At 47.6% G+C, this 17,209-nt stretch carries 18 protein-coding genes; 3 read left to right on the plus strand and 15 right to left on the minus strand.

Annotation, left to right across the window (positions count from 1 at the left end; translation table 11 throughout):
* Window positions 1–44: 44 nt before the first annotated feature.
* From WBG78_RS02775 to WBG78_RS02805, 7 genes are all read right to left on the minus strand, one after another.
* Window positions 45–659: a hypothetical protein gene (locus WBG78_RS02775; RefSeq protein WP_337324836.1), complete on the minus strand. Its 615-nt coding sequence runs from the start codon at window positions 657–659 to the stop codon at window positions 45–47.
* A 2-nt stretch (window positions 660–661) separates the two neighbouring features.
* A complete protein-coding gene (locus WBG78_RS02780; RefSeq protein WP_337324837.1) occupies window positions 662–1,153 on the minus strand; it encodes an RNA polymerase sigma factor in 492 nt (163 codons plus the stop codon).
* Window positions 1,154–1,244: 91 nt separating this feature from the next.
* Window positions 1,245–1,601, minus strand: coding sequence for a DUF4180 domain-containing protein (locus WBG78_RS02785; protein ID WP_337324838.1), 357 nt, complete (start codon window positions 1,599–1,601; stop codon window positions 1,245–1,247).
* A 629-nt stretch (window positions 1,602–2,230) separates the two neighbouring features.
* Window positions 2,231–3,118 (minus strand): cation diffusion facilitator family transporter, encoded by an 888-nt coding sequence (locus WBG78_RS02790; protein ID WP_337324839.1) that lies wholly within the window; start codon window positions 3,116–3,118, stop codon window positions 2,231–2,233.
* Window positions 3,119–3,257: 139 nt separating this feature from the next.
* On the minus strand, window positions 3,258–3,566 hold the full coding sequence (locus WBG78_RS02795) for a DUF6496 domain-containing protein (protein WP_337324840.1): 309 nt from the start codon (window positions 3,564–3,566) through the stop codon (window positions 3,258–3,260).
* Between the two features lie 151 nt (window positions 3,567–3,717).
* Window positions 3,718–4,668 (minus strand): bifunctional helix-turn-helix transcriptional regulator/GNAT family N-acetyltransferase, encoded by a 951-nt coding sequence (locus WBG78_RS02800; RefSeq protein ID WP_337324841.1) that lies wholly within the window; start codon window positions 4,666–4,668, stop codon window positions 3,718–3,720.
* 180 nt (window positions 4,669–4,848) lie between these two features.
* Window positions 4,849–6,501 carry a carboxylesterase/lipase family protein gene (locus WBG78_RS02805; protein WP_337324842.1) on the minus strand — a complete coding sequence of 551 codons (1,653 nt, stop codon included), beginning with the start codon at window positions 6,499–6,501 and terminating at the stop codon, window positions 4,849–4,851.
* A 216-nt stretch (window positions 6,502–6,717) separates the two neighbouring features.
* Between WBG78_RS02805 and WBG78_RS02810 the strand changes: the two genes are divergently transcribed.
* Window positions 6,718–7,242 carry a hypothetical protein gene (locus WBG78_RS02810; RefSeq protein ID WP_337324843.1) on the plus strand — a complete coding sequence of 175 codons (525 nt, stop codon included), beginning with the start codon at window positions 6,718–6,720 and terminating at the stop codon, window positions 7,240–7,242.
* A gap of 207 nt (window positions 7,243–7,449) precedes the next feature.
* Here the strand turns inward: WBG78_RS02810 and WBG78_RS02815 are convergent, their stop codons facing one another.
* Window positions 7,450–7,875 carry an SRPBCC family protein gene (locus WBG78_RS02815; RefSeq protein ID WP_337324844.1) on the minus strand — a complete coding sequence of 142 codons (426 nt, stop codon included), beginning with the start codon at window positions 7,873–7,875 and terminating at the stop codon, window positions 7,450–7,452.
* Window positions 7,876–7,981: 106 nt separating this feature from the next.
* Window positions 7,982–8,419: a universal stress protein gene (locus tag WBG78_RS02820; protein WP_337324845.1), complete on the minus strand. Its 438-nt coding sequence runs from the start codon at window positions 8,417–8,419 to the stop codon at window positions 7,982–7,984.
* 83 nt (window positions 8,420–8,502) lie between these two features.
* On the opposite strand from WBG78_RS02820, the gene WBG78_RS02825 reads away from it, so the two are divergent.
* Together WBG78_RS02825 and WBG78_RS02830 are read left to right on the plus strand one after the other, a co-directional pair.
* Window positions 8,503–9,777, plus strand: a complete 1,275-nt coding sequence (locus WBG78_RS02825) for a PAS domain-containing sensor histidine kinase (protein ID WP_337324846.1) — start codon at window positions 8,503–8,505, stop codon at window positions 9,775–9,777.
* Window positions 9,755–10,816 (plus strand): response regulator, encoded by a 1,062-nt coding sequence (locus WBG78_RS02830; protein WP_337324847.1) that lies wholly within the window; start codon window positions 9,755–9,757, stop codon window positions 10,814–10,816. The genes WBG78_RS02825 and WBG78_RS02830 overlap by 23 nt, the downstream gene beginning before the upstream one ends.
* A gap of 122 nt (window positions 10,817–10,938) precedes the next feature.
* On the opposite strand, the gene WBG78_RS02835 is transcribed toward WBG78_RS02830, so the two are convergent.
* From WBG78_RS02835 to ccoN, 6 genes are all read right to left on the minus strand, one after another.
* On the minus strand, window positions 10,939–11,619 hold the full coding sequence (locus tag WBG78_RS02835; RefSeq protein ID WP_337324848.1) for a sulfite exporter TauE/SafE family protein: 681 nt from the start codon (window positions 11,617–11,619) through the stop codon (window positions 10,939–10,941).
* Between the two features lie 96 nt (window positions 11,620–11,715).
* Window positions 11,716–12,141 (minus strand): FixH family protein, encoded by a 426-nt coding sequence (locus WBG78_RS02840; RefSeq protein ID WP_337324849.1) that lies wholly within the window; start codon window positions 12,139–12,141, stop codon window positions 11,716–11,718.
* A gap of 223 nt (window positions 12,142–12,364) precedes the next feature.
* Entirely contained in the window at window positions 12,365–13,828 is a 1,464-nt protein-coding gene (gene ccoG, locus WBG78_RS02845) for a cytochrome c oxidase accessory protein CcoG (protein WP_337324850.1), read from the minus strand.
* A 9-nt stretch (window positions 13,829–13,837) separates the two neighbouring features.
* The gene (locus WBG78_RS02850; protein ID WP_337324851.1) at window positions 13,838–14,788 is read right to left on the minus strand and encodes a cbb3-type cytochrome c oxidase N-terminal domain-containing protein; all 951 of its coding nucleotides are present in this window, start codon (window positions 14,786–14,788) and stop codon (window positions 13,838–13,840) included.
* Window positions 14,781–14,981 carry a cytochrome C oxidase Cbb3 gene (locus WBG78_RS02855; protein ID WP_337324852.1) on the minus strand — a complete coding sequence of 67 codons (201 nt, stop codon included), beginning with the start codon at window positions 14,979–14,981 and terminating at the stop codon, window positions 14,781–14,783. Before WBG78_RS02855 ends, WBG78_RS02850 begins: the two co-directional genes overlap by 8 nt.
* 11 nt (window positions 14,982–14,992) lie before the next feature.
* Window positions 14,993–17,155 carry a cytochrome-c oxidase, cbb3-type subunit I gene (gene ccoN, locus WBG78_RS02860; RefSeq protein WP_337324853.1) on the minus strand — a complete coding sequence of 721 codons (2,163 nt, stop codon included), beginning with the start codon at window positions 17,153–17,155 and terminating at the stop codon, window positions 14,993–14,995.
* Window positions 17,156–17,209 lie beyond the last annotated feature (54 nt).

The raw sequence follows: 17,209 nt of genomic DNA on the forward strand, positions 1-17,209 counted from the left end.
CTGCAATTCGATATTTAACGCGTAGAGTATATGCCGAACCAGGACTAACGGTCTTCCTTAAACTCGGTAATTAACTTATCCAGCTCAGTCAGTGGCGCGCGGAAACTTTTAAGATTTTCTCTTCTGATTGCGATGTAGCAACTGATGAGCGTGATCACCATTGTGATCCAGACGCCATTGAGATTATCCAATGGACCACCGGGAACATAAATCTTAAACACCAGCAACGTTCCGAATAGTGAGCTCACGGGGATGAGGAAGAATTCGTATCGCCGTTTAAAAGTAAAGAACGACTGAAGTATATTTCTTTTCTGCTCTATGTAGTGTTGAACTGACGACACTTCAGCGCTTCCAGGTTTGGTCAACGCGAGTTGCTTAAACTTGCGCATGAGGATATGCGTGAATGGTATGTAGGCAACTATACCCAACACCGATAAGGTTACGGTCATTGGATCGTGCATGTACCTTAAAAGCGCATGACTATACAACGCATATACGATGATCTGTAAGGTGAAGGAAGCCCAAAAGTATTTCATGGATTCGCGGGTATGAAGGCGCATCCTTTGGCGAATAGCGTCGGGCAGATTAGATGTACGGTACGACTTGCCATGGACGCACTTCTGCGACCACTTTGTTTTCATTTCATCCAATGCATCCATACTTATTGAGTTTGACGATTAACAAGTTCAGAGAGTTCTTTCCGGATTCGAAACAAACGGACGCCGACATTCTTTTGTGACAAGCCGGTCACTGAGCCTATCTCTTCATGGCTCATGCCTTCCAGATAGAGCAGTACGATAGCGCGGTTAATTTTGGATAGCGAGCGAATGGCTGCCAGCATGGCATCCATATCATCGCTAGATGACTCGACATCCGGAATGTTGTGATGGTGCTCGGCGAGTCGTTCGGAAGGCATTCGTTTTGATCTGGCAAAGTGTGTCAACGCCGTGTTCAGACACACGCGATACATCCAGGTGGAGAATTTTGATCGGTTGTCGAATGATGGATATGACCGCCATAACTGGAACATCATTTCCTGAACGACATCTTCGCGGGCTATGGGGTCGTCAAAATAAACCCGGGCAATCTTGTGTGCGATGCCCAGGTTTTCATTGACTACTGCGAGAAATGTGCTGTCGATGTCGTTCGCCATCGGATCTCCATTTCTCTATAAGTAATAACGGATGATAAAATACTACACGATGTAGTGCAGATTTTTTTACAATTCTTGGGGATTGCGGAAATCAGGCGCTTAGACGCCGTAGGGCCTCGTCGAGGGAATCTACAAACACTACGTCATTTCCTCTGTTGCTTTCCAGCATGAAGTCATTCAGACTTCTGCTTGCGAATCTTCGGTAGTCGCCAACGATTCCCAGTCTGCGTGAATAGTTGGATACTTTCTGCAGAATCTCGCCGGCCAGGCCTGATCGAAGATCGAAAAATGAATCGTCGAAGTTTTCCTTGTAGAAGATGATCCTGTCAGAAGGCAGATTCATCATCAGTTCAAGAAAGTCCTGAGCGTTGTTAATTACAACTCCTTCATCGCGCATTGCTACGATGTCTTTCCCATTGAAGGTGTGTTGGATGTGAGCGGGTACCATGGCTGTAGAAACGTTTAGTATTGTCGGTGTATTTTATATTGTCATCGTAATTACAGAGACCTCAATTCATGGAGACTCCAGTTTGCTTTGGTGATTAAGTTGAAGGCAGGCGTGCATCAGATGCGAAGTTGTTATCGCGCTTTATGTTGCAAGTCGCCGGAAGTAACCCAATAACCTTAATTCAGGTATGCCTCCCGTCTTCCGCGAGAGGAACGGAAGAGGAGAAGCACGCCTTTGATTACGCATCCAGCCATCCCGTTACTACATGTAACGGTTGTCGCGTTAACGACGGCTGGACAATTTCTTTAAAAGGCACGGTTGTTCGCGGCCGATGTCTCCAGACAAACAGCATGCCTTAAATGACAAAGGCCCCGGATCATGAACCCGGGGCCTTCGCTTATATCTATTAATAAGATAAATCAAACGTTAACTCCCAGGCATAGCTCATCCTTCCAGCAAAAGCGCTGCTTTTTACAAGATGAGATCGATGACATGCGATAGGATTTCATTTTCTTTTCGTGCTACAAATATAACGGATCTTCTTTCTTTTCAAGATACATGATCCGAATTATTACCTCCAACGCCTGAAACAAGCGCAGAGTTTCAAAATATGTCGTCGAATTGAATAATTATTTTGATGGTTCGACGTGAATCATCACATCGGAAAACAGCGGATGCCTGTTTTGAATCCGGTCTTTAACTTCGTGAGATATGCGATGACCTTCTTCAACGGTGAGGTTTTTGTCTACCCAAATGTGAAGGTCAGCAATCTTAAAAGGGCCCATTTTGCGGATTCTGCACCACTCTACATGGGCAACTTTATCAACACCAGCAGCAAGCTCCACTAGTTCACGATTGAGTTTTGGATCAAGCTCTTCATCAAGCAACTCACCCACAGCAGGACGTGCAATCCTTATAGCATTGATAACAATAATGAGTGATGCAAACAAAGCCGCATAGTCGTCAGCGACTTCAAAGCCGGGACCACCGATCAGTCCGATCGATATACCTATGAAGGCAGCTGCTGATGTAATGGCATCACTGCGATGATGAAACGCATCTGCCTCAACTGCACCACTTCCAACTTCCTTGCTGGTCTTTAGTACAAAACGATATAACAATTCCTTAACAACGATAACAACCAGCAATATGATGAGCGTATAAGGGGCAGGTACCTTGTGAGGCGTAATTATGTTTTCAACACTTTTCACTCCGATAAGGACAGCAGCACAAACCAAAACGAACGCAATACCCAGTGTAATGAGCGCCTCTCCTTTGCCGTGACCATAAGGATGATCTTTATCCGCCGGCCTTTGAGACCATCTAAGTCCCAGCCACATCATGCCCGAAGTAAAAATGTCGGCACTCGATTCGATTGCATCGGCGATCAACGCATATGAATTGCCCATTACACCGCCAACACCTTTAATTACGGCGAGGACAGCGCTAACGATCAGTCCAATGGCTGTAGTTCGAAGAGCTTTGCGTGAGGATTCCTGATGTGGGGGATGCTTCATAGCGAAAGGCAAAAGTAATCATTACGGCCCCAAAAAAGAGCTGTCTTTCGGCGATGGATGTTACATCGGTAAAAAGACAGCTTCTGGTTTTGTAGTGAACCTTCGTAAGTGTACGAGCTTCAAATGCAAATGCTGATTCTCAGCGACGGGATGATTTCCGTGCCGTTTTCCTTGTTGATCTTGACGTGCCGCGTTTCGTTGCCCCTCTTTTTGCTGCCGGACGTCCCATCTTTCTTGCTGATTTCTTCGCTGATTTCTTTGCAGTCTTTTTCGCAGACTTCTTTGGGACTTTTCCTCCAGCTTGCCGGGCTTCCGACAAACCAATAGCGACCGCCTGTTTACGACTTGTAACTTTCTTGCCGCTGCGACCACTGCGCAAGGTTCCCTCTTTCATTTCATGCATGGCGCGTTTCACTTTCGTCTGCGCCTTCTTTCCATACTTTGCCATATTGCTACATGTTTAGTTTTCGATATGACTACCAAGTTGTTGATGTCACACCAAAAAAGTTGCCAGCGAATTTCACTGGGGGAAGACACTTAGCTTACGACGAGTATTGGATACAATCCGGGAAACTTTCTATACATCTGATGTTCTCCGATCACACCAACCAAAGCTCCATTTGAATATTGCTGCGTTCATATGGCGAGGGAACACCTGCAACCTTTCTGAACCCAAGTTTTTCATAGAGGCTAATAGCTGGTTTCAGGACGGTATTGCTCTCCAGATACAGACGGGCAGCACCCATCTCCTTCGCTTTTTCGATGGCGGCCTTTCCCAACAACAGACCAATGCCTTTGCCGTGCATTTCGGTTGAAACAGCCATCTTCGCGAGCTCGAAGCTTTTATTATCATGCATGTTGATCAATGCGCAGGTACCAACAGCGAAATCGTTATGCAGCGCTACCAGTATGGTGCCGCCTCCGTCTATTATATAAGTCTGTGGATTGTCGAGTGCTTTGTAATCTGCGGGCTCCATGTGAAAGTACCGGCTAATCCAGGCTTCGTTCAAATCGCGAAACACAGATGCATATGCAGGCGTAAAGTCAATGATCGTAATAGCTGAGCTTTCCCGCTTTCTTTTTTCATCGATCACGCGGCGCAACAATGACTGTTGATTGAGAAGGTATTCCCATTCGCCCATCGCCTGCCAGAGGTCGTGTGTTGCCTGATTCGATATTTCTTCAACGGCCCGCTGAACATCAGTGTATTGATCTTTAATCTTCTCGCTTGCCTCCAAACCTTTCGCCGCCAGGGTCACAACATTCCTTCTGCCATCCTGTGCATCAGAAGTTTCATTCACGTAGCCGGCGCCCGCCATTTCACGAACCAGCTTGCTGACCGCTACATGCGAGTAGCCCACCTGTTTTGCAATCTCCGTTACTGACTGCGGCCCGAGCTCAGCCAGCACATAAAATACAGGAAACCACTTTGGTGATAGGTCGATGTCGTACAGCCGGTATATCTCAGCCGCGTCAGCAGTGATCGTTTCGGACAAGAGCCGAAGCCGGCTTCCAATTGCCTTTTTGCCAGCGTGTTGGAAAAAGTTCATCGACTGTTCTGTTATTACGTAACTAGTTACGTAATTCTTTTTATAAGAACAAGAGCCAGTTTTAAGCTGCTATTCCAGATGGAAACATAAGCTGGGAATTCGAGTCACTAATATCAGCAGCCATACTCAACCGCGTACCAACGTGTACCAAGTGACCCTTAGAAAGAAGTAATCCAAATGTTAAACAAAAGCCTTTCTCGCTTCGCGGTCCGGATCATTCTTCATCACCGGTTCGTCGTCGAGAATAAGCGTGTCGCCATTGGCAGATTGATACGGATTCCAGGTTAGTCCGGTTCCGGAGGGATTGCCAGTCTTCATAAAACGCACAAGTGCATCGGACATTTTTGCAGATAGTTTACGAGGTCTCGCGCCGCCGCCGGTATGCGTATACATGAGATCAGTGTTGGCATACCAAAAGCAAATGTCGATACAATGGAAGGCGCGCATACGACCATCAAACATTGGAGGCTGCCAGCCGAACCAGGCAACATACACAGGGGCCTTTTGTTTTGATTTGGAGTCGGCCAGTGCAACGGCGTTTTGTCGGTTGCTGGCAACCATTGACCAAATCTCAATAGGCTTCTTTGCGGGAAATGCTTTCGCATAGGAGTTTACGATCGAATCCGTCTTATCCCCGAAGCGATCTTTGAGCTTTGCCTTCACACCTTCGAGGTCAATCTGTTCAAGCTTTGCATCGGTGCGGCTAGGCGACTGTTCATTGAATGTAGAGCAGATGATCATTGGAACATCGTTTGCCAACGGCGTGGCTACAGGATTATACGGGTGCTGAGGCAGATAGTCACCATCAACCGTAGGCGCGAAGCCTGTTCCCATAGGAGGAAGTTTCATGTCTTCACGGAATTTGGTGAGTGCACGTGTCGCTATTTCATAGTATTGTTTCCATGGCATCTGCTGCAGTTTGTCCAGCTCATTCGATGAAAGCGCTGCTTCCTTTAAAACATAATCACCGAGCTTTTCAGACATGGTCTTATCAATTGCCTTAAGTGAAACTCCGCTCAGCGCTACGGCCTTATGAAACAGTCCCTGTGCCGATGGCATCGCAGTAAGCACGCATACCTTGGCTCCGCCACCGGATTGTCCCATGATTGTAATGTTACCCGGGTCGCCGCCGAAACGCGATATGTTATCACGTACCCATTCGAGGGCAGCCACTATGTCCAGCTGTCCAACATTGCCGGAGGCTGCGAACTTCTTGTCAATGCCAGCAAAGTTTGCATAGCCCATTGGACCAAGTCGATGATTGACGGATACAAAGACCGTATCCCCACGACGACTGAAATTCTCGCCGTTGTAACCATCCTGTTCAATAGCGTTACCGTTGGTATAGCCGCCTCCGTGCAGCCAAACCATCACTGGTCTGTTCTTACTATCAAGTGATGGCGTCCACACGTTGAGACGAAGGCAGTCTTCGCTTACATCGTCATAGTTCCAGTGATCAACAAATGACGCGTATGAATTTGCATATCGGCGTTCCATATTCTGAGGAGCCGTGTTGCCCCACCATACCGCTGGATACACGTCCGTCCAGGGCGTTGGCTTCTGCGGAGGCATGAATCGGTTCGCACCTGAGGTGTCGGCACCATAAGGTATTCCGAGGAATGTCGTGATGCCGCGCAATACAAAGCCTCGTACCTTTCCGTAGCTGGTGTCAGCCACTGCGATATTCTCACCGATCTGAAGAATAGGGCCGTCTCCTTTGTCCTGATCAACACGATTTGCCGACTGCTGGCCTGCAAGTGTATGACCGCTGATGCCCAGCGCGGCAGTACCTGCACCGAGCTTCTGAATAAAATTTCTACGGTTGGATTTCATGGGAGGTAAGGTTAGGAATAGAGGAAGTTGGAATGTGTATGCGTAACACAATGTATTGAAAATCTGGTGACGATGGGTGTTAATATGATAGATGGCAAAAATCGGCGTGTCTGTGCAATGCCAACAGTTTCGTGAGATTTTTCCACAGTGCTTGCAACGCCAGGCCGCATCAAAGCACTGGCAAGCGATGGCATGGTATTTTCAAGTCCGCTGGTTATGTCAATCCAATTACAGCTCATATGGCTTTTCGTGCTGGCAATTCCCGTAGCCTGCATTGCCTGGACGGTTACTCACGAAGAAGTATTTCGCGAGCCAAGAGAATTCTGTATAAAATGCAGCAAGGAAGGTACCTCCATATTTATGCGGAAGTTCTTCTATCTGTTTACATGCGAATATTGCTTTAGTCATTATGTCACCGTTCTGTTTGTCGTGTTGACTGACTTTAAGTTGCTTATGGATGACTGGCGCGGTTACTTAATTGGAGGTTTTGCGCTGGTTTGGATCGCCAATGTATATATGAGTTTGTTTGCGCGGGTTCGGATTGATCTAAAACGGGAACGCACTGAAGTCAGCGTTCTTGAGAAGCAGGAGAAACAACAGGATTACGCAATAGATAATGAACCGACAGAGATGGTCGTTGGCTCTAAGCCATATTCAGGCACACAAAGTCGGAATACAGGTAGGAAGATGAAGCGGAGATTTCATTCACAGCAACCGCCAGCACCTGAAAGCAAGTCTTAAAATGTTTTGCTGAAAGCAACCTTAACACTCATCTGAAAACGACCATCAGGAATCGTAAACTAATTCGGAAAATACCGACAACGAAGCGCCGGGAGCCCGCTGGTGATAGCTTCGGTGCGCCAGGCCTCAGAAGCCAGCGCACCGAACCGCTACCTATATAGGCTGATTAATATTCTACTGGATTTTCTAATACAACGAATCTTTCGATCAATTTGATTCAACGTGCCTGCGATAATTTTCTAAAATCGCCTGCCAGCCCGCGCGTTGCATATCAATGGGATTCTGTGATTCCGGATCAAAGGTTTCAGTCACCCTTGTTTTACTTCCATCAGCTGCAAAGTCTACTTTAACCTTCCGACCATCAGCCATGGCGTATTCGAAGGTCTTCTTTGGAACCACGTTCGTGTAAACTCCTTCAAAGTCGAAGCTGAAACTTCCGTCTTTTGCAGCCATCGTGGTCTTAAACTTTCCGTCCTTTCGAAGGTCATTGTCAGCATACGGCGCATGCCAGTCGTCAGAAGCAAATGCCCATTTGGTAATATGTTCTGGTTCGCTGAAATATTTCCATGCTTTCTCCACCGGAGCATTAACAAGGGTTTCAACTGTGATGCTTTGTGTATCTGCCGTTTTCATATGAGTAGGTTTGTGTTTGACGATGATTACGATACAAACATAACGCGTACACCACAGAAATGGATTGGCCGGATGCGACAATTGGAAGGGCGGGTCGCGACAAATTTTAGGGAACAACGAGCAGCGGCACGCGGATGTGTTCTATGAGTTCATCGAATGATTCGCGACCTCCGTTGTGCAGATTCTTATTTGTTATTAATACGTTAAGGGAGTTTTTCTTTGCGTAGTCCTCGACGCGATCTGCCACAAAGCCTATCTCTACTTTGAAGTCGTACGATACGCCCTTGTTCTCAAGCAGCTCCTTTTCCAGAATTGAAAACTGGTGGGTAGCAGACGCTTCAATGTCGCGTTTGAGCTGCAGGGCTTCGCCAGGACGATATTGAATAAGTCGATAGGTATATAATATGGTAATGTGAGCGTTCAACTGTTGGGCCAGTTGAACGGCCCATTGCACTGCCTCACGCGACGACTTCGAAAAGTCTATCGTACAGAGAATACTGCTGGCCGGGTTTTGAAAGGCATTCGTCACGGTACAAACGTACATTTTCAGTGGCGGGCCGGAAGAAACTTACATCAATCGTTCGCCTGATTTTTGTCAGGATTCACCATCGTTTTAATTTGCACCTTATGCCGGTGAATTCAACCAAATCGCTTGTTACCAACGACGCCTTCCGCGAGATCTTTCACAGTATGTCGGAAGGGATAGTTATGGTAGATGAAAAAGGTGTCATTGTGGCTGCAAATCCAATGGCCGAGTCCACATTTGGCTACGGTAGGGATGAACTGGTTGGCTTGTTACTGGAGCAACTTCTTCCCGAACGTTATCGCGGACGCCATATGGACTTCAGGAAAGGCTTTAATGCTCATCCCGAACCAAGGCGCATGGGACTTGGACGTGATCTCACTGCGATAAGGCGGGACGGTCGCGAATTTCCGGTTGAGATCAGCCTTAGTTATACCCAGGTGGCTGGAAAAATACTGGTCATGGCTTTTGTGAGTGATATCAGTGCGCGGAAGAAATCTGAGGAGGCGCTCAAGCGAAGCGAGGAACAACTGATCGTATATGCGGCGGAACTCGAAAAGAAGGTTCACACGCGCACCGAAGCCCTGCATAAGACCATCCGCGAGCTTGAGAACGAGGTAACAGAAAGAAAGAAAGCCGAAGAAGAAGTAAGAAAGTCGCTTGAGCGTGAACGTGAGCTCAATGATCTTAAGACAAAGTTCGTGTCCGTAGCGTCACATGAGTTCAGAACTCCCTTAAGCGCGGTACTTAGTTCGGCGGCACTGGTCAGTCAGTACAACGACAGGGGTGAGCGCGAGAAGGTTGACAAACACGTTCAGCGCATAAAGTCATCCGTAAATCACCTTACGTCAATATTAAACGATTTTCTTTCTCTCGGCAAACTTGAAGAGGGCGTCCTGGATACGACTCTTGAAGTAATTTCAGTAAGGGAACTCCTCGAAGGAGTCAGGGAGGAGCTGGCTCCCACGTTGAAGGAAGGTCAAAAGCTCAAAACGAATTATGAAAGCGATGTCGCTGAAATAGTGTCCGACCCGCGCATTCTCCGAAATATGTTGTTCAATCTTGTTTCCAATGCAAGCAAGTATTCGTCCGTAGGCAAGAGTATCGAGATCATATTCTCCTCGAAGGACGGGACTTGCACTTTTAGTGTTGTTGACCAGGGCATCGGTATTCCGGCAGCCGATCAGAAACATCTCTTCGAACGCTTCTTCAGGGCAAGTAATGCAGGCAACGAGCAAGGTACTGGTCTCGGTTTGAACATCGTGAAGAGATATGCGGAACTATTGGATGGACACATCAACTTTCATAGCACCTACCAGCACGGTAGTACGTTTGAAGTAACGCTTCCCCTACGATATGAGAAAGATTCTATTGATTGAAGACAACACTGAGATCCGAGAGAACACGGCCGAGATCCTTGAACTTGCAGGTTACTCTGTCGTCACCGCTCCACACGGAAAAGCTGGTGTTGATCTCGCATTAAAAGAGCTCCCTGATCTTATCATCTGCGACATCATGATGCCGGAATTGGATGGCTACGGCGTGTTGCATATCCTGTTGAGAAAACCAGGGACGGCCGCCATCCCATTCATATTCCTCACGGCAAAGACGGAAAAGTCTGACATCCGGAAGGGCATGACCCTGGGTGCCGATGATTATCTCACCAAGCCTTTCGATGATACCGAACTGCTTAATGCAGTTGAAGCGCGTCTGAAAAAACGCGACATGCAGGAGAAGCATTACGCAGCAACTGCTGAGGGGCTCGATCACTTTCTCGATGATGCGCGCCATATCTTAAATCTCAAAGATCTTGCCCGCGACAAGAAGACGAAGTCATTCAAGAAGAAAGCCATCGTTTACTCTGAGGGCGATACTCCGATGTATGTGTACTTCGTGAAAAGCGGAAACATAAAAGGTTTCAAAGGACATCCGGATGGAAAGGAACTGATTACCGCATTGTATGGACCTAACGACTTCGTCGGATTTGAGTCTATTCTTGAGAACGTTTCCTATGCGGATTCAGCTGTTGCTTTGCAGGACGCGGAGGTCGTGATGATTCCCAGAACGGACTTTCTTACCCTTATTCAAAGTCAGGCCGATGTGTCCACCAGTTTTATCAGGCTGCTCTGCAAGAAAGTGGCGGATCGCGAAAAACAACTAGTGACGCTTGCTTACAATTCCGTTCGTCAGCGTACAGCCGAGGCGTTGATTAAGTCGGGTGCGCTTAAGGACGCACGGTCAACCATAACTATTTCGAGAGAAGACCTGGCGAAAATGGTGGGCACTGCAGCGGAGTCGGTGATACGCGTGCTGGCCGATTTTAAAGACGAGGGAATTCTTGAAACTGAAGGCGGCAAGATCCGTATCCTGAGCCCTGAGAAACTGGATAAAGTAGTGCGCTGGAATGTAGCTCGCTGATTAATAAATTCTTTTGGGTCGCAACAACACTTCTTTCTTACCAGTCTTAGTGTTTGCTCCGATTGCTATTTGTGCTTGCTTCAGATTGTTACGGGGTGAAGCCAGTAACCGGCGTTATTTCACTAACGGCACAATACCACGTCAACCAGTTCGTGTTTGTGAGATGTAACAGCGTGTGGTTCGTGATGCACGAATCCGCGTGTGATCATCAAACAACCTGAAACAAAGAGAAGCACCGAAACCATTCGTGGTAACGAAAAGTTAAAGCGCCTTATCAAATAGTTCAGGCCTGAAGTGAGGCCAACCATTACCGGAAGCGTACCAATTCCGAATACGATCATGAAGACTGAGCTCTGCCAGGCGCCGAATGTAAGGGCCACCATTAAAGCAGCAAATGTCAATCCGCATGGCAGCATTCCATTGAGAAATCCCAGCAGGAATGTTGATCGTGTTGAACGCTCCTTTAATGTTGAGGCAAACACTCTTTTGAAGTATGTCAATGCTTTTGAAAGCAGGTGCTGTGCAAAAGGTATTTTCAACGCGGTACCCGCGATCGCCAGAACGATCAGGATAAGGCCGACGATTATTGTGAAGCCATTTCTGAACTGATCAAATGGCAGCCATGATCCCGCGGCACCCATGATGGCACCGAGAATGCCATACATCATGATCCTGCCACTGTTATAAATGAGGCGACTGCGCATGGCCTTGCCGTTGCCCGTCGCTGCCAACACCAGTGGACTGCACATTCCTGCGCAGTGAAGACTTCCGGCGAGACCCATGATCAATGCTGTCCAGTACATGGCTGCGTACTCTTTTATTGTTTGTGTTGGCTTTCTTTCTGACCTAAAACTACGTTGCTGGTGAGGCAAGGCCGGATCTATCCCTACGAGGATAGATCAAAGATTAATCACCTCTTCCTGGTAGAACTCCTTGTTGTTCATCTTCCAGCGCAGCTTCACACGATACATACCCTTATTCATGTCCGCCAACTGAACTGTCTGGTCCGTGTTCCCTTCCGGTAGTTTGAACGTACGGTCCATCTTTGCATTAGATGGGCAGAACAAACTGATGCTCGCGCCACTCACCGGTACAGATTGATTCCAGGCAAGGGTCAACTCTGAGCCGTGTAACTCAACAGTGGGTTTCTTTTCCAGTTGCTGCGTATTGCGTTCTCGCTCGATCTGACTCTGAAATTGTATCTCTTCATCGTAGTAGCTTTTCGATACCAGACTTACGTCTTGTCTCATACACACGGTGACAAGCACCGCCATAAAGGCGGCGAAGAGAACGAAAGAGACGACTATCCATTTTCCGATGTTCATAGTAGGTGTGCCTAAGAGTTCCTTAAACTTTTACATTCTACATCTAGAATTTTACATTTTGCGGTTACGTATTGCAATAAGGCTCTGTACTATAATGTAAAACCACTTCGCTCATTTGTGCAATAAGAGCTCGGTATCCTTAGTTTACAATTTTGAGTTTCACATCGCGGATCAACCGCAAAATGTAAAACTCTAAATGTAAAATGTAAAACCGGATGCAGCATCAATAGCTTTCGTCACTGATCTTCTTCATCCTGGTTTTAACCGGGCCAATAAATCTTGCCGTTATACTCTCGAGCTTCTTATCGCCATTGTAAATTCCAATCTTCACTGCTGTTCTTGACTCAGGCAGATCTGACTCCGGTATCCGAATAAAATACACGCCCTTTGTCATTCCTTCCGCGGGGATAGTGATCGCTTTTCCATCGGCACGAATAATCTTTGCTGAAGATGGTGACTCAACCCTCACATCCACTTCCATGGGTTCAAAAGTCTTGTTGACAAACTCAAGATTGTACAGGTTTACAATATCATCTCCATCGCGTGTGAAGAGCGTTCCTGGCACTTTGAATACGTTGGTTTCTACATTGGATCGAGTCGCTACTGCTGTTGTGAGAATAACCAAAAGCGCAACCAATACAACGCTGTAGCCGATGAAGCGCGCGTTCACGATCTTCGTTTCCTTCTTTTCAATGCCCTGGTGTGAAGCATAGCGGATCAACCCTTTCGGGCGATTGATCTTCTCCATCACGTGATCACACGCATCAATACACGCAGTGCAGTTAACGCATTCAAGCTGTGTTCCATTCCTGATATCTATCCCCGTCGGACAAACCTGCACGCACAAATGACAATCAATGCAATCGCCGGCGGTTGCTGTTGTGGCAGCCTTCTTCAAATGTGTCCGGGGCTCGCCACGAAGCCAATCGTAAGCTACTACGATGGACTGCTTCGTAAGCAATACACTTTGCAACCTTCCATAAGGGCAAACAGCGATGCAGGCCTGTTCCCGGAATTTCGCGTAGACGCCATAGAAGGTTGCCGTAAACAATAACAGTCCGATGAATCCGGCGGGATGTTCAGTCGGTGAGTGGGTAATGATCTTATACGTTTCTGTTGTGCCAATCAGGTATGCCATCACGGTGTGTGCGATGAGAACCGATAACGCGATGAACAAGACATGCTTTACTGTTTTCTTCCAGATCTTTGTAAAGTCCCAGGGCGCACTGTCCAGTCTCTTTTGTGCGGGACCATCACCTTCTATCCAGTATTCGACCTTTCTGAACAGCATCTCCATGAACAGAGTTTGTGGGCACATCCATCCACACCAGACTCGTCCAAAGGCAACAGTAAAGAGAATGATGAACAAGAAGAACGTTATGAGTACAATGGCGAGAAGAAAAAAATCCTGCGGCCAGAAGATCTGGCCGAGGATGATGAACTTCCGTTCAAAGACATTCAGCAATAATGCAGGCTGTCCGTTGATTCTCATAAACGGTCCTGCAAACAGCATGGCAAGCAGGATCAACGTTACGGCCACACGCCAGTTGTGAAACTTACCCGATGGTTTTCTCGGATACAGCCACACGCGTTTCCCGTTCGCGTCTACCGTTGCGAGCGACTCCCTGAAGTCGTCGTAGACACTCCACTGATCCTGCTTGTCCTTTTGCTGTGCCGTAGTACTCATGGTTTAGATTTATAATGCTGCCTGCACCGTCGTGGTGTCATTTGCAGCTTTCGGTAATGCCGGCGCTACGAACTTTTCACCCTGCGGAGCCTTAGGATTAGCGGGGTTTGTGCCCTGAAGACTCATGACAAAGAAGGCTACGTTGCGAACATCAGCTGGACTTAGACTCTTGCCCCATGCCGGCATTCCTTTATCAACAGCACCGTTCTTGATGGTGCTGAACACCTGCTTTATATCGCCACCGTGGATCCAGAACTCATCGGTGAGGTTGGGTCCGATGGCGTTGCCGCCTCCATCAGGACGATGGCATGATCCGCAATTCATTGTATTAAATACTTCCTTACCCTTTCCTATGACCGCTGCATCTGCCGTGAACGTCAATGCGGATTCGTCGATCGCTTCCTGAGGCTGGGATGCTTTTAGTTTCTGGATCTGTTCCGCGGCATCGGCTACTTCAGTGTCATACTCCTGAATCATCAGGGGATAGCTGTCTGATACGTGATAGACCACCATATAAACTACGGCCCAAACAGCAGTTGCATAGAACAGCCACTTCCACCATGGAGGTAAGTGGTTGTCGAGTTCTTTGATGCCGTCGAAGTTGTGATCAAGTTCAATAGTGCTTTCGTCTTCGAGCGGAATGGAGTCATTCATTTGGCGTGAGAACCTGGACCACCAGCCCTGACGTGGCTTATAAGCTACGCCGAGTTTCGCTGCGCGCTCACGTTCCGCCTGTTCCGCCAGTACGTTGATGACGCGAATCATCGAAATGCCCGTAACAACAATCAATGCTATTACGATGATGATCAACAAACCAATCACATAAACCGGAAACAACGGATTGTTGATTGGGTCGCTCATAAAAGTTTTCTCCGCTTCAGCCTTGTCCTGCGCAAATGCCGCGAACGTTGATAATGACAACAGAGCAGCTACCGTCACTCTTTTTAATTTATTATTCATGGCTGGGGCGATTGGAGGCGGTCTTGTTAATTGTGTTGTCTTCTGCTGGAAGACCTTTCATCTTTTCGATGTAGTCGCGGTCAGCCGTGAATACCCACCACAGCAGACAGAGAAAAAACAGGAAGAAGATGACAAACGAGATCACAGGCCATACCTGTATGTTCTCGATGCTTTGCAATACATTCTTGTACATGGCTGCGATGTTTATTGATTGTTAGCGACTTTCTCTGTTTTAATGTCGGTGCCGAGGCGCTGCAGATAAGCGATGAGTGCAATGATCTCGGCATCTTCTGCAGACTCGATACCGTCGGCCTTGAGTGCTTTCGTGATCTCAGATGCCTGACGCTGTAAGTCTTCGTTGGCATTGTCTTCGTATCCGGGTTCATAAGGCACACCCACTTTGCGCAAGCCCTGAATCTTACCCTTCGTTGCAGAGAGATCAATCTGTTGTTCCATGAGCCAGGGATAAGCGGGCATGATCGAACCTGTTGATACATCCTTAGGTGAATACATATGGTTGTAATGCCAGCTGTGTGAGTACTTACCACCTATGCGATGCAGATCAGGACCTGTTCTCTTGGATCCCCAGAGGAATGGGTGGTCATAAACAAACTCCCCAGCCTTAGAGTATTCGCCATAACGCTCCGTTTCAGAGCGGAATGGACGGATCATTTGTGTATGGCAGTTCACGCAACCCTCTCTGATGTAGATGTCACGGCCATGCAATTCAAGCGGCGTGTAGGGCTTCACGTTGGCGATGGATGGAACGTTCGATTTGATGAGGAACGTCGGAACCATTTCAATTGCTCCACCTATGAGGATGGCAACCAGCGTGAGGACAGTGAACAATACCGGCTTATGCTCCAGGAGGCGATGATGCCATCCGCCAGTCTTTGCGACGTAGATTCTTGCAAGAGGGGCGCCTTCAGCCTCTTCGTCGGCAATGAAAGATCCGGATTTTGCCGTCTTAATCAGGTTATAGGTCATTATGATGGCACCGGAGAGATACAACGCACCGCCTATGGCGCGAAGTCCATGCAAGGGAAGGATCTGTACAGTTGTTTCCAGGAAGTTCTTGTACACAAGGAAACCTTCGGGATTAAACTCCTTCCACATTAAGCTCTGCACAACACCCGATACGTACATCGGCAGCGCATAGAATATTATACCAAGCGTGCCTACCCAGAAGTGAATGTTGGCGAGCTTCGTCGAGTAAAGTTTAGTACTCCACATGCGTGGCACAAGCCAGTACAGCATGGCAAAGGTTAGGAATCCATTCCAGCCCAGACCTCCAACGTGAACGTGTGCTACGATCCAGTCGGTGAAGTGGGCGATCGCGTTTACGTTTTTAAGTGAGAGAAGTGGCCCTTCGAGTGTAGCCATACCGTATGCAGTAATCGCTACTACCATGAACTTGAGAACGGGATCTTCACGAACTCTGTCCCATGCACCGCGTAATGTTAAGAGACCATTCAGCATGCCACCCCAGGATGGAGCAATAAGCATGATTGAAAATACGGTACCCAATGATTGGGCCCAGTCGGGAAGTGATGTATAAAGAAGGTGGTGAGGTCCAGCCCATATGTAAATGAATATGAGTGACCAGAAGTGAATGATAGAAAGTTTGTATGAGTAGACAGGGCGGTTGGCAGCCTTTGGCAGGAAGTAATACATCAGACCAAGGAATGGCGTGGTAAGAAAGAATGCCACGGCGTTGTGACCGTACCACCACTGAACCAACGCATCCTGTACGCCTGCGTACCATGAGTAGCTCTTGAACGCCGATACGGGCATCTCAAAGGAATTTACCACGTGCAGTACGGCCACTGTAACGAATGTTGCTATGTAAAACCATATCGCTACATACATGTGGCGCTCGCGACGTTTGATGATCGTTCCGATCATGTTCCATCCGAATACAACCCAAATCAAAGTGATGGCGATATCGATTGGCCATTCCAGTTCTGCATACTCCTTTGACGTTGTGAATCCGAGCGGTAATGTTATCGCTGCTGCCAGGATAATGGATTGCCAACCCCAGAAGTGGATCCAGCTTAGCCTGTCGCTGAACATGCGTGTCTTCAGCAGGCGTTGCATCGAGTAATAGATCCCCGCGAACATCGCATTGCCTACAAATGCGAAGATGATCGCATTAGTATGGAGGGGACGAATTCTGCCAAACGATGAGTACTGAAGCTCAAAGTTGAAAACGGGAAACACGAGCTGCAGTGCTGCTGTGAGTCCCACCAGCATGCCGACGAGTCCAAAAACAACGGTGGCGATCATAAACGCCTTTACGATCTTATTGTCGTAGCTGAATTTTTCCAGAGCAAGGGCTGTTGGAATCTGATCTGATTGTGCTTTCATCGCTTGGAGGTGTAATGAATGGTGTTTCTTTGCGGCATTAAAGGTATTCGCATG

This window comes from Chryseolinea sp. T2, assembly GCF_037203685.1.
Taxonomy (GTDB): Bacteria; Bacteroidota; Bacteroidia; order Cytophagales; family Cyclobacteriaceae; genus Chryseolinea.

Bases quoted from the DNA above. Each gene is read 5' to 3' on its own strand.
- WBG78_RS02775 (WP_337324836.1), bottom strand. From the start codon at position 659: ATGGATGCATTGGATGAAATGAAAACAAAGTGGTCGCAGAAGTGCGTC.
- WBG78_RS02780 (WP_337324837.1), bottom strand. From the start codon at position 1,153: ATGGCGAACGACATCGACAGCACATTTCTCGCAGTAGTCAATGAAAAC.
- WBG78_RS02785 (WP_337324838.1), bottom strand. From the start codon at position 1,601: ATGGTACCCGCTCACATCCAACACACCTTCAATGGGAAAGACATCGTA.
- WBG78_RS02790 (WP_337324839.1), bottom strand. From the start codon at position 3,118: ATGAAGCATCCCCCACATCAGGAATCCTCACGCAAAGCTCTTCGAACT.
- WBG78_RS02795 (WP_337324840.1), bottom strand. From the start codon at position 3,566: ATGGCAAAGTATGGAAAGAAGGCGCAGACGAAAGTGAAACGCGCCATG.
- WBG78_RS02800 (WP_337324841.1), bottom strand. From the start codon at position 4,668: ATGAACTTTTTCCAACACGCTGGCAAAAAGGCAATTGGAAGCCGGCTT.
- WBG78_RS02805 (WP_337324842.1), bottom strand. From the start codon at position 6,501: ATGAAATCCAACCGTAGAAATTTTATTCAGAAGCTCGGTGCAGGTACT.
- WBG78_RS02810 (WP_337324843.1), top strand. From the start codon at position 6,718: ATGTCAATCCAATTACAGCTCATATGGCTTTTCGTGCTGGCAATTCCC.
- WBG78_RS02815 (WP_337324844.1), bottom strand. From the start codon at position 7,875: ATGAAAACGGCAGATACACAAAGCATCACAGTTGAAACCCTTGTTAAT.
- WBG78_RS02820 (WP_337324845.1), bottom strand. From the start codon at position 8,419: ATGTACGTTTGTACCGTGACGAATGCCTTTCAAAACCCGGCCAGCAGT.
- WBG78_RS02825 (WP_337324846.1), top strand. From the start codon at position 8,503: ATGCCGGTGAATTCAACCAAATCGCTTGTTACCAACGACGCCTTCCGC.
- WBG78_RS02830 (WP_337324847.1), top strand. From the start codon at position 9,755: ATGAGAAAGATTCTATTGATTGAAGACAACACTGAGATCCGAGAGAAC.
- WBG78_RS02835 (WP_337324848.1), bottom strand. From the start codon at position 11,619: ATGTACTGGACAGCATTGATCATGGGTCTCGCCGGAAGTCTTCACTGC.
- WBG78_RS02840 (WP_337324849.1), bottom strand. From the start codon at position 12,141: ATGAACATCGGAAAATGGATAGTCGTCTCTTTCGTTCTCTTCGCCGCC.
- ccoG (WP_337324850.1), bottom strand. From the start codon at position 13,828: ATGAGTACTACGGCACAGCAAAAGGACAAGCAGGATCAGTGGAGTGTC.
- WBG78_RS02850 (WP_337324851.1), bottom strand. From the start codon at position 14,788: ATGAATAATAAATTAAAAAGAGTGACGGTAGCTGCTCTGTTGTCATTA.
- WBG78_RS02855 (WP_337324852.1), bottom strand. From the start codon at position 14,981: ATGTACAAGAATGTATTGCAAAGCATCGAGAACATACAGGTATGGCCT.
- ccoN (WP_337324853.1), bottom strand. From the start codon at position 17,155: ATGAAAGCACAATCAGATCAGATTCCAACAGCCCTTGCTCTGGAAAAA.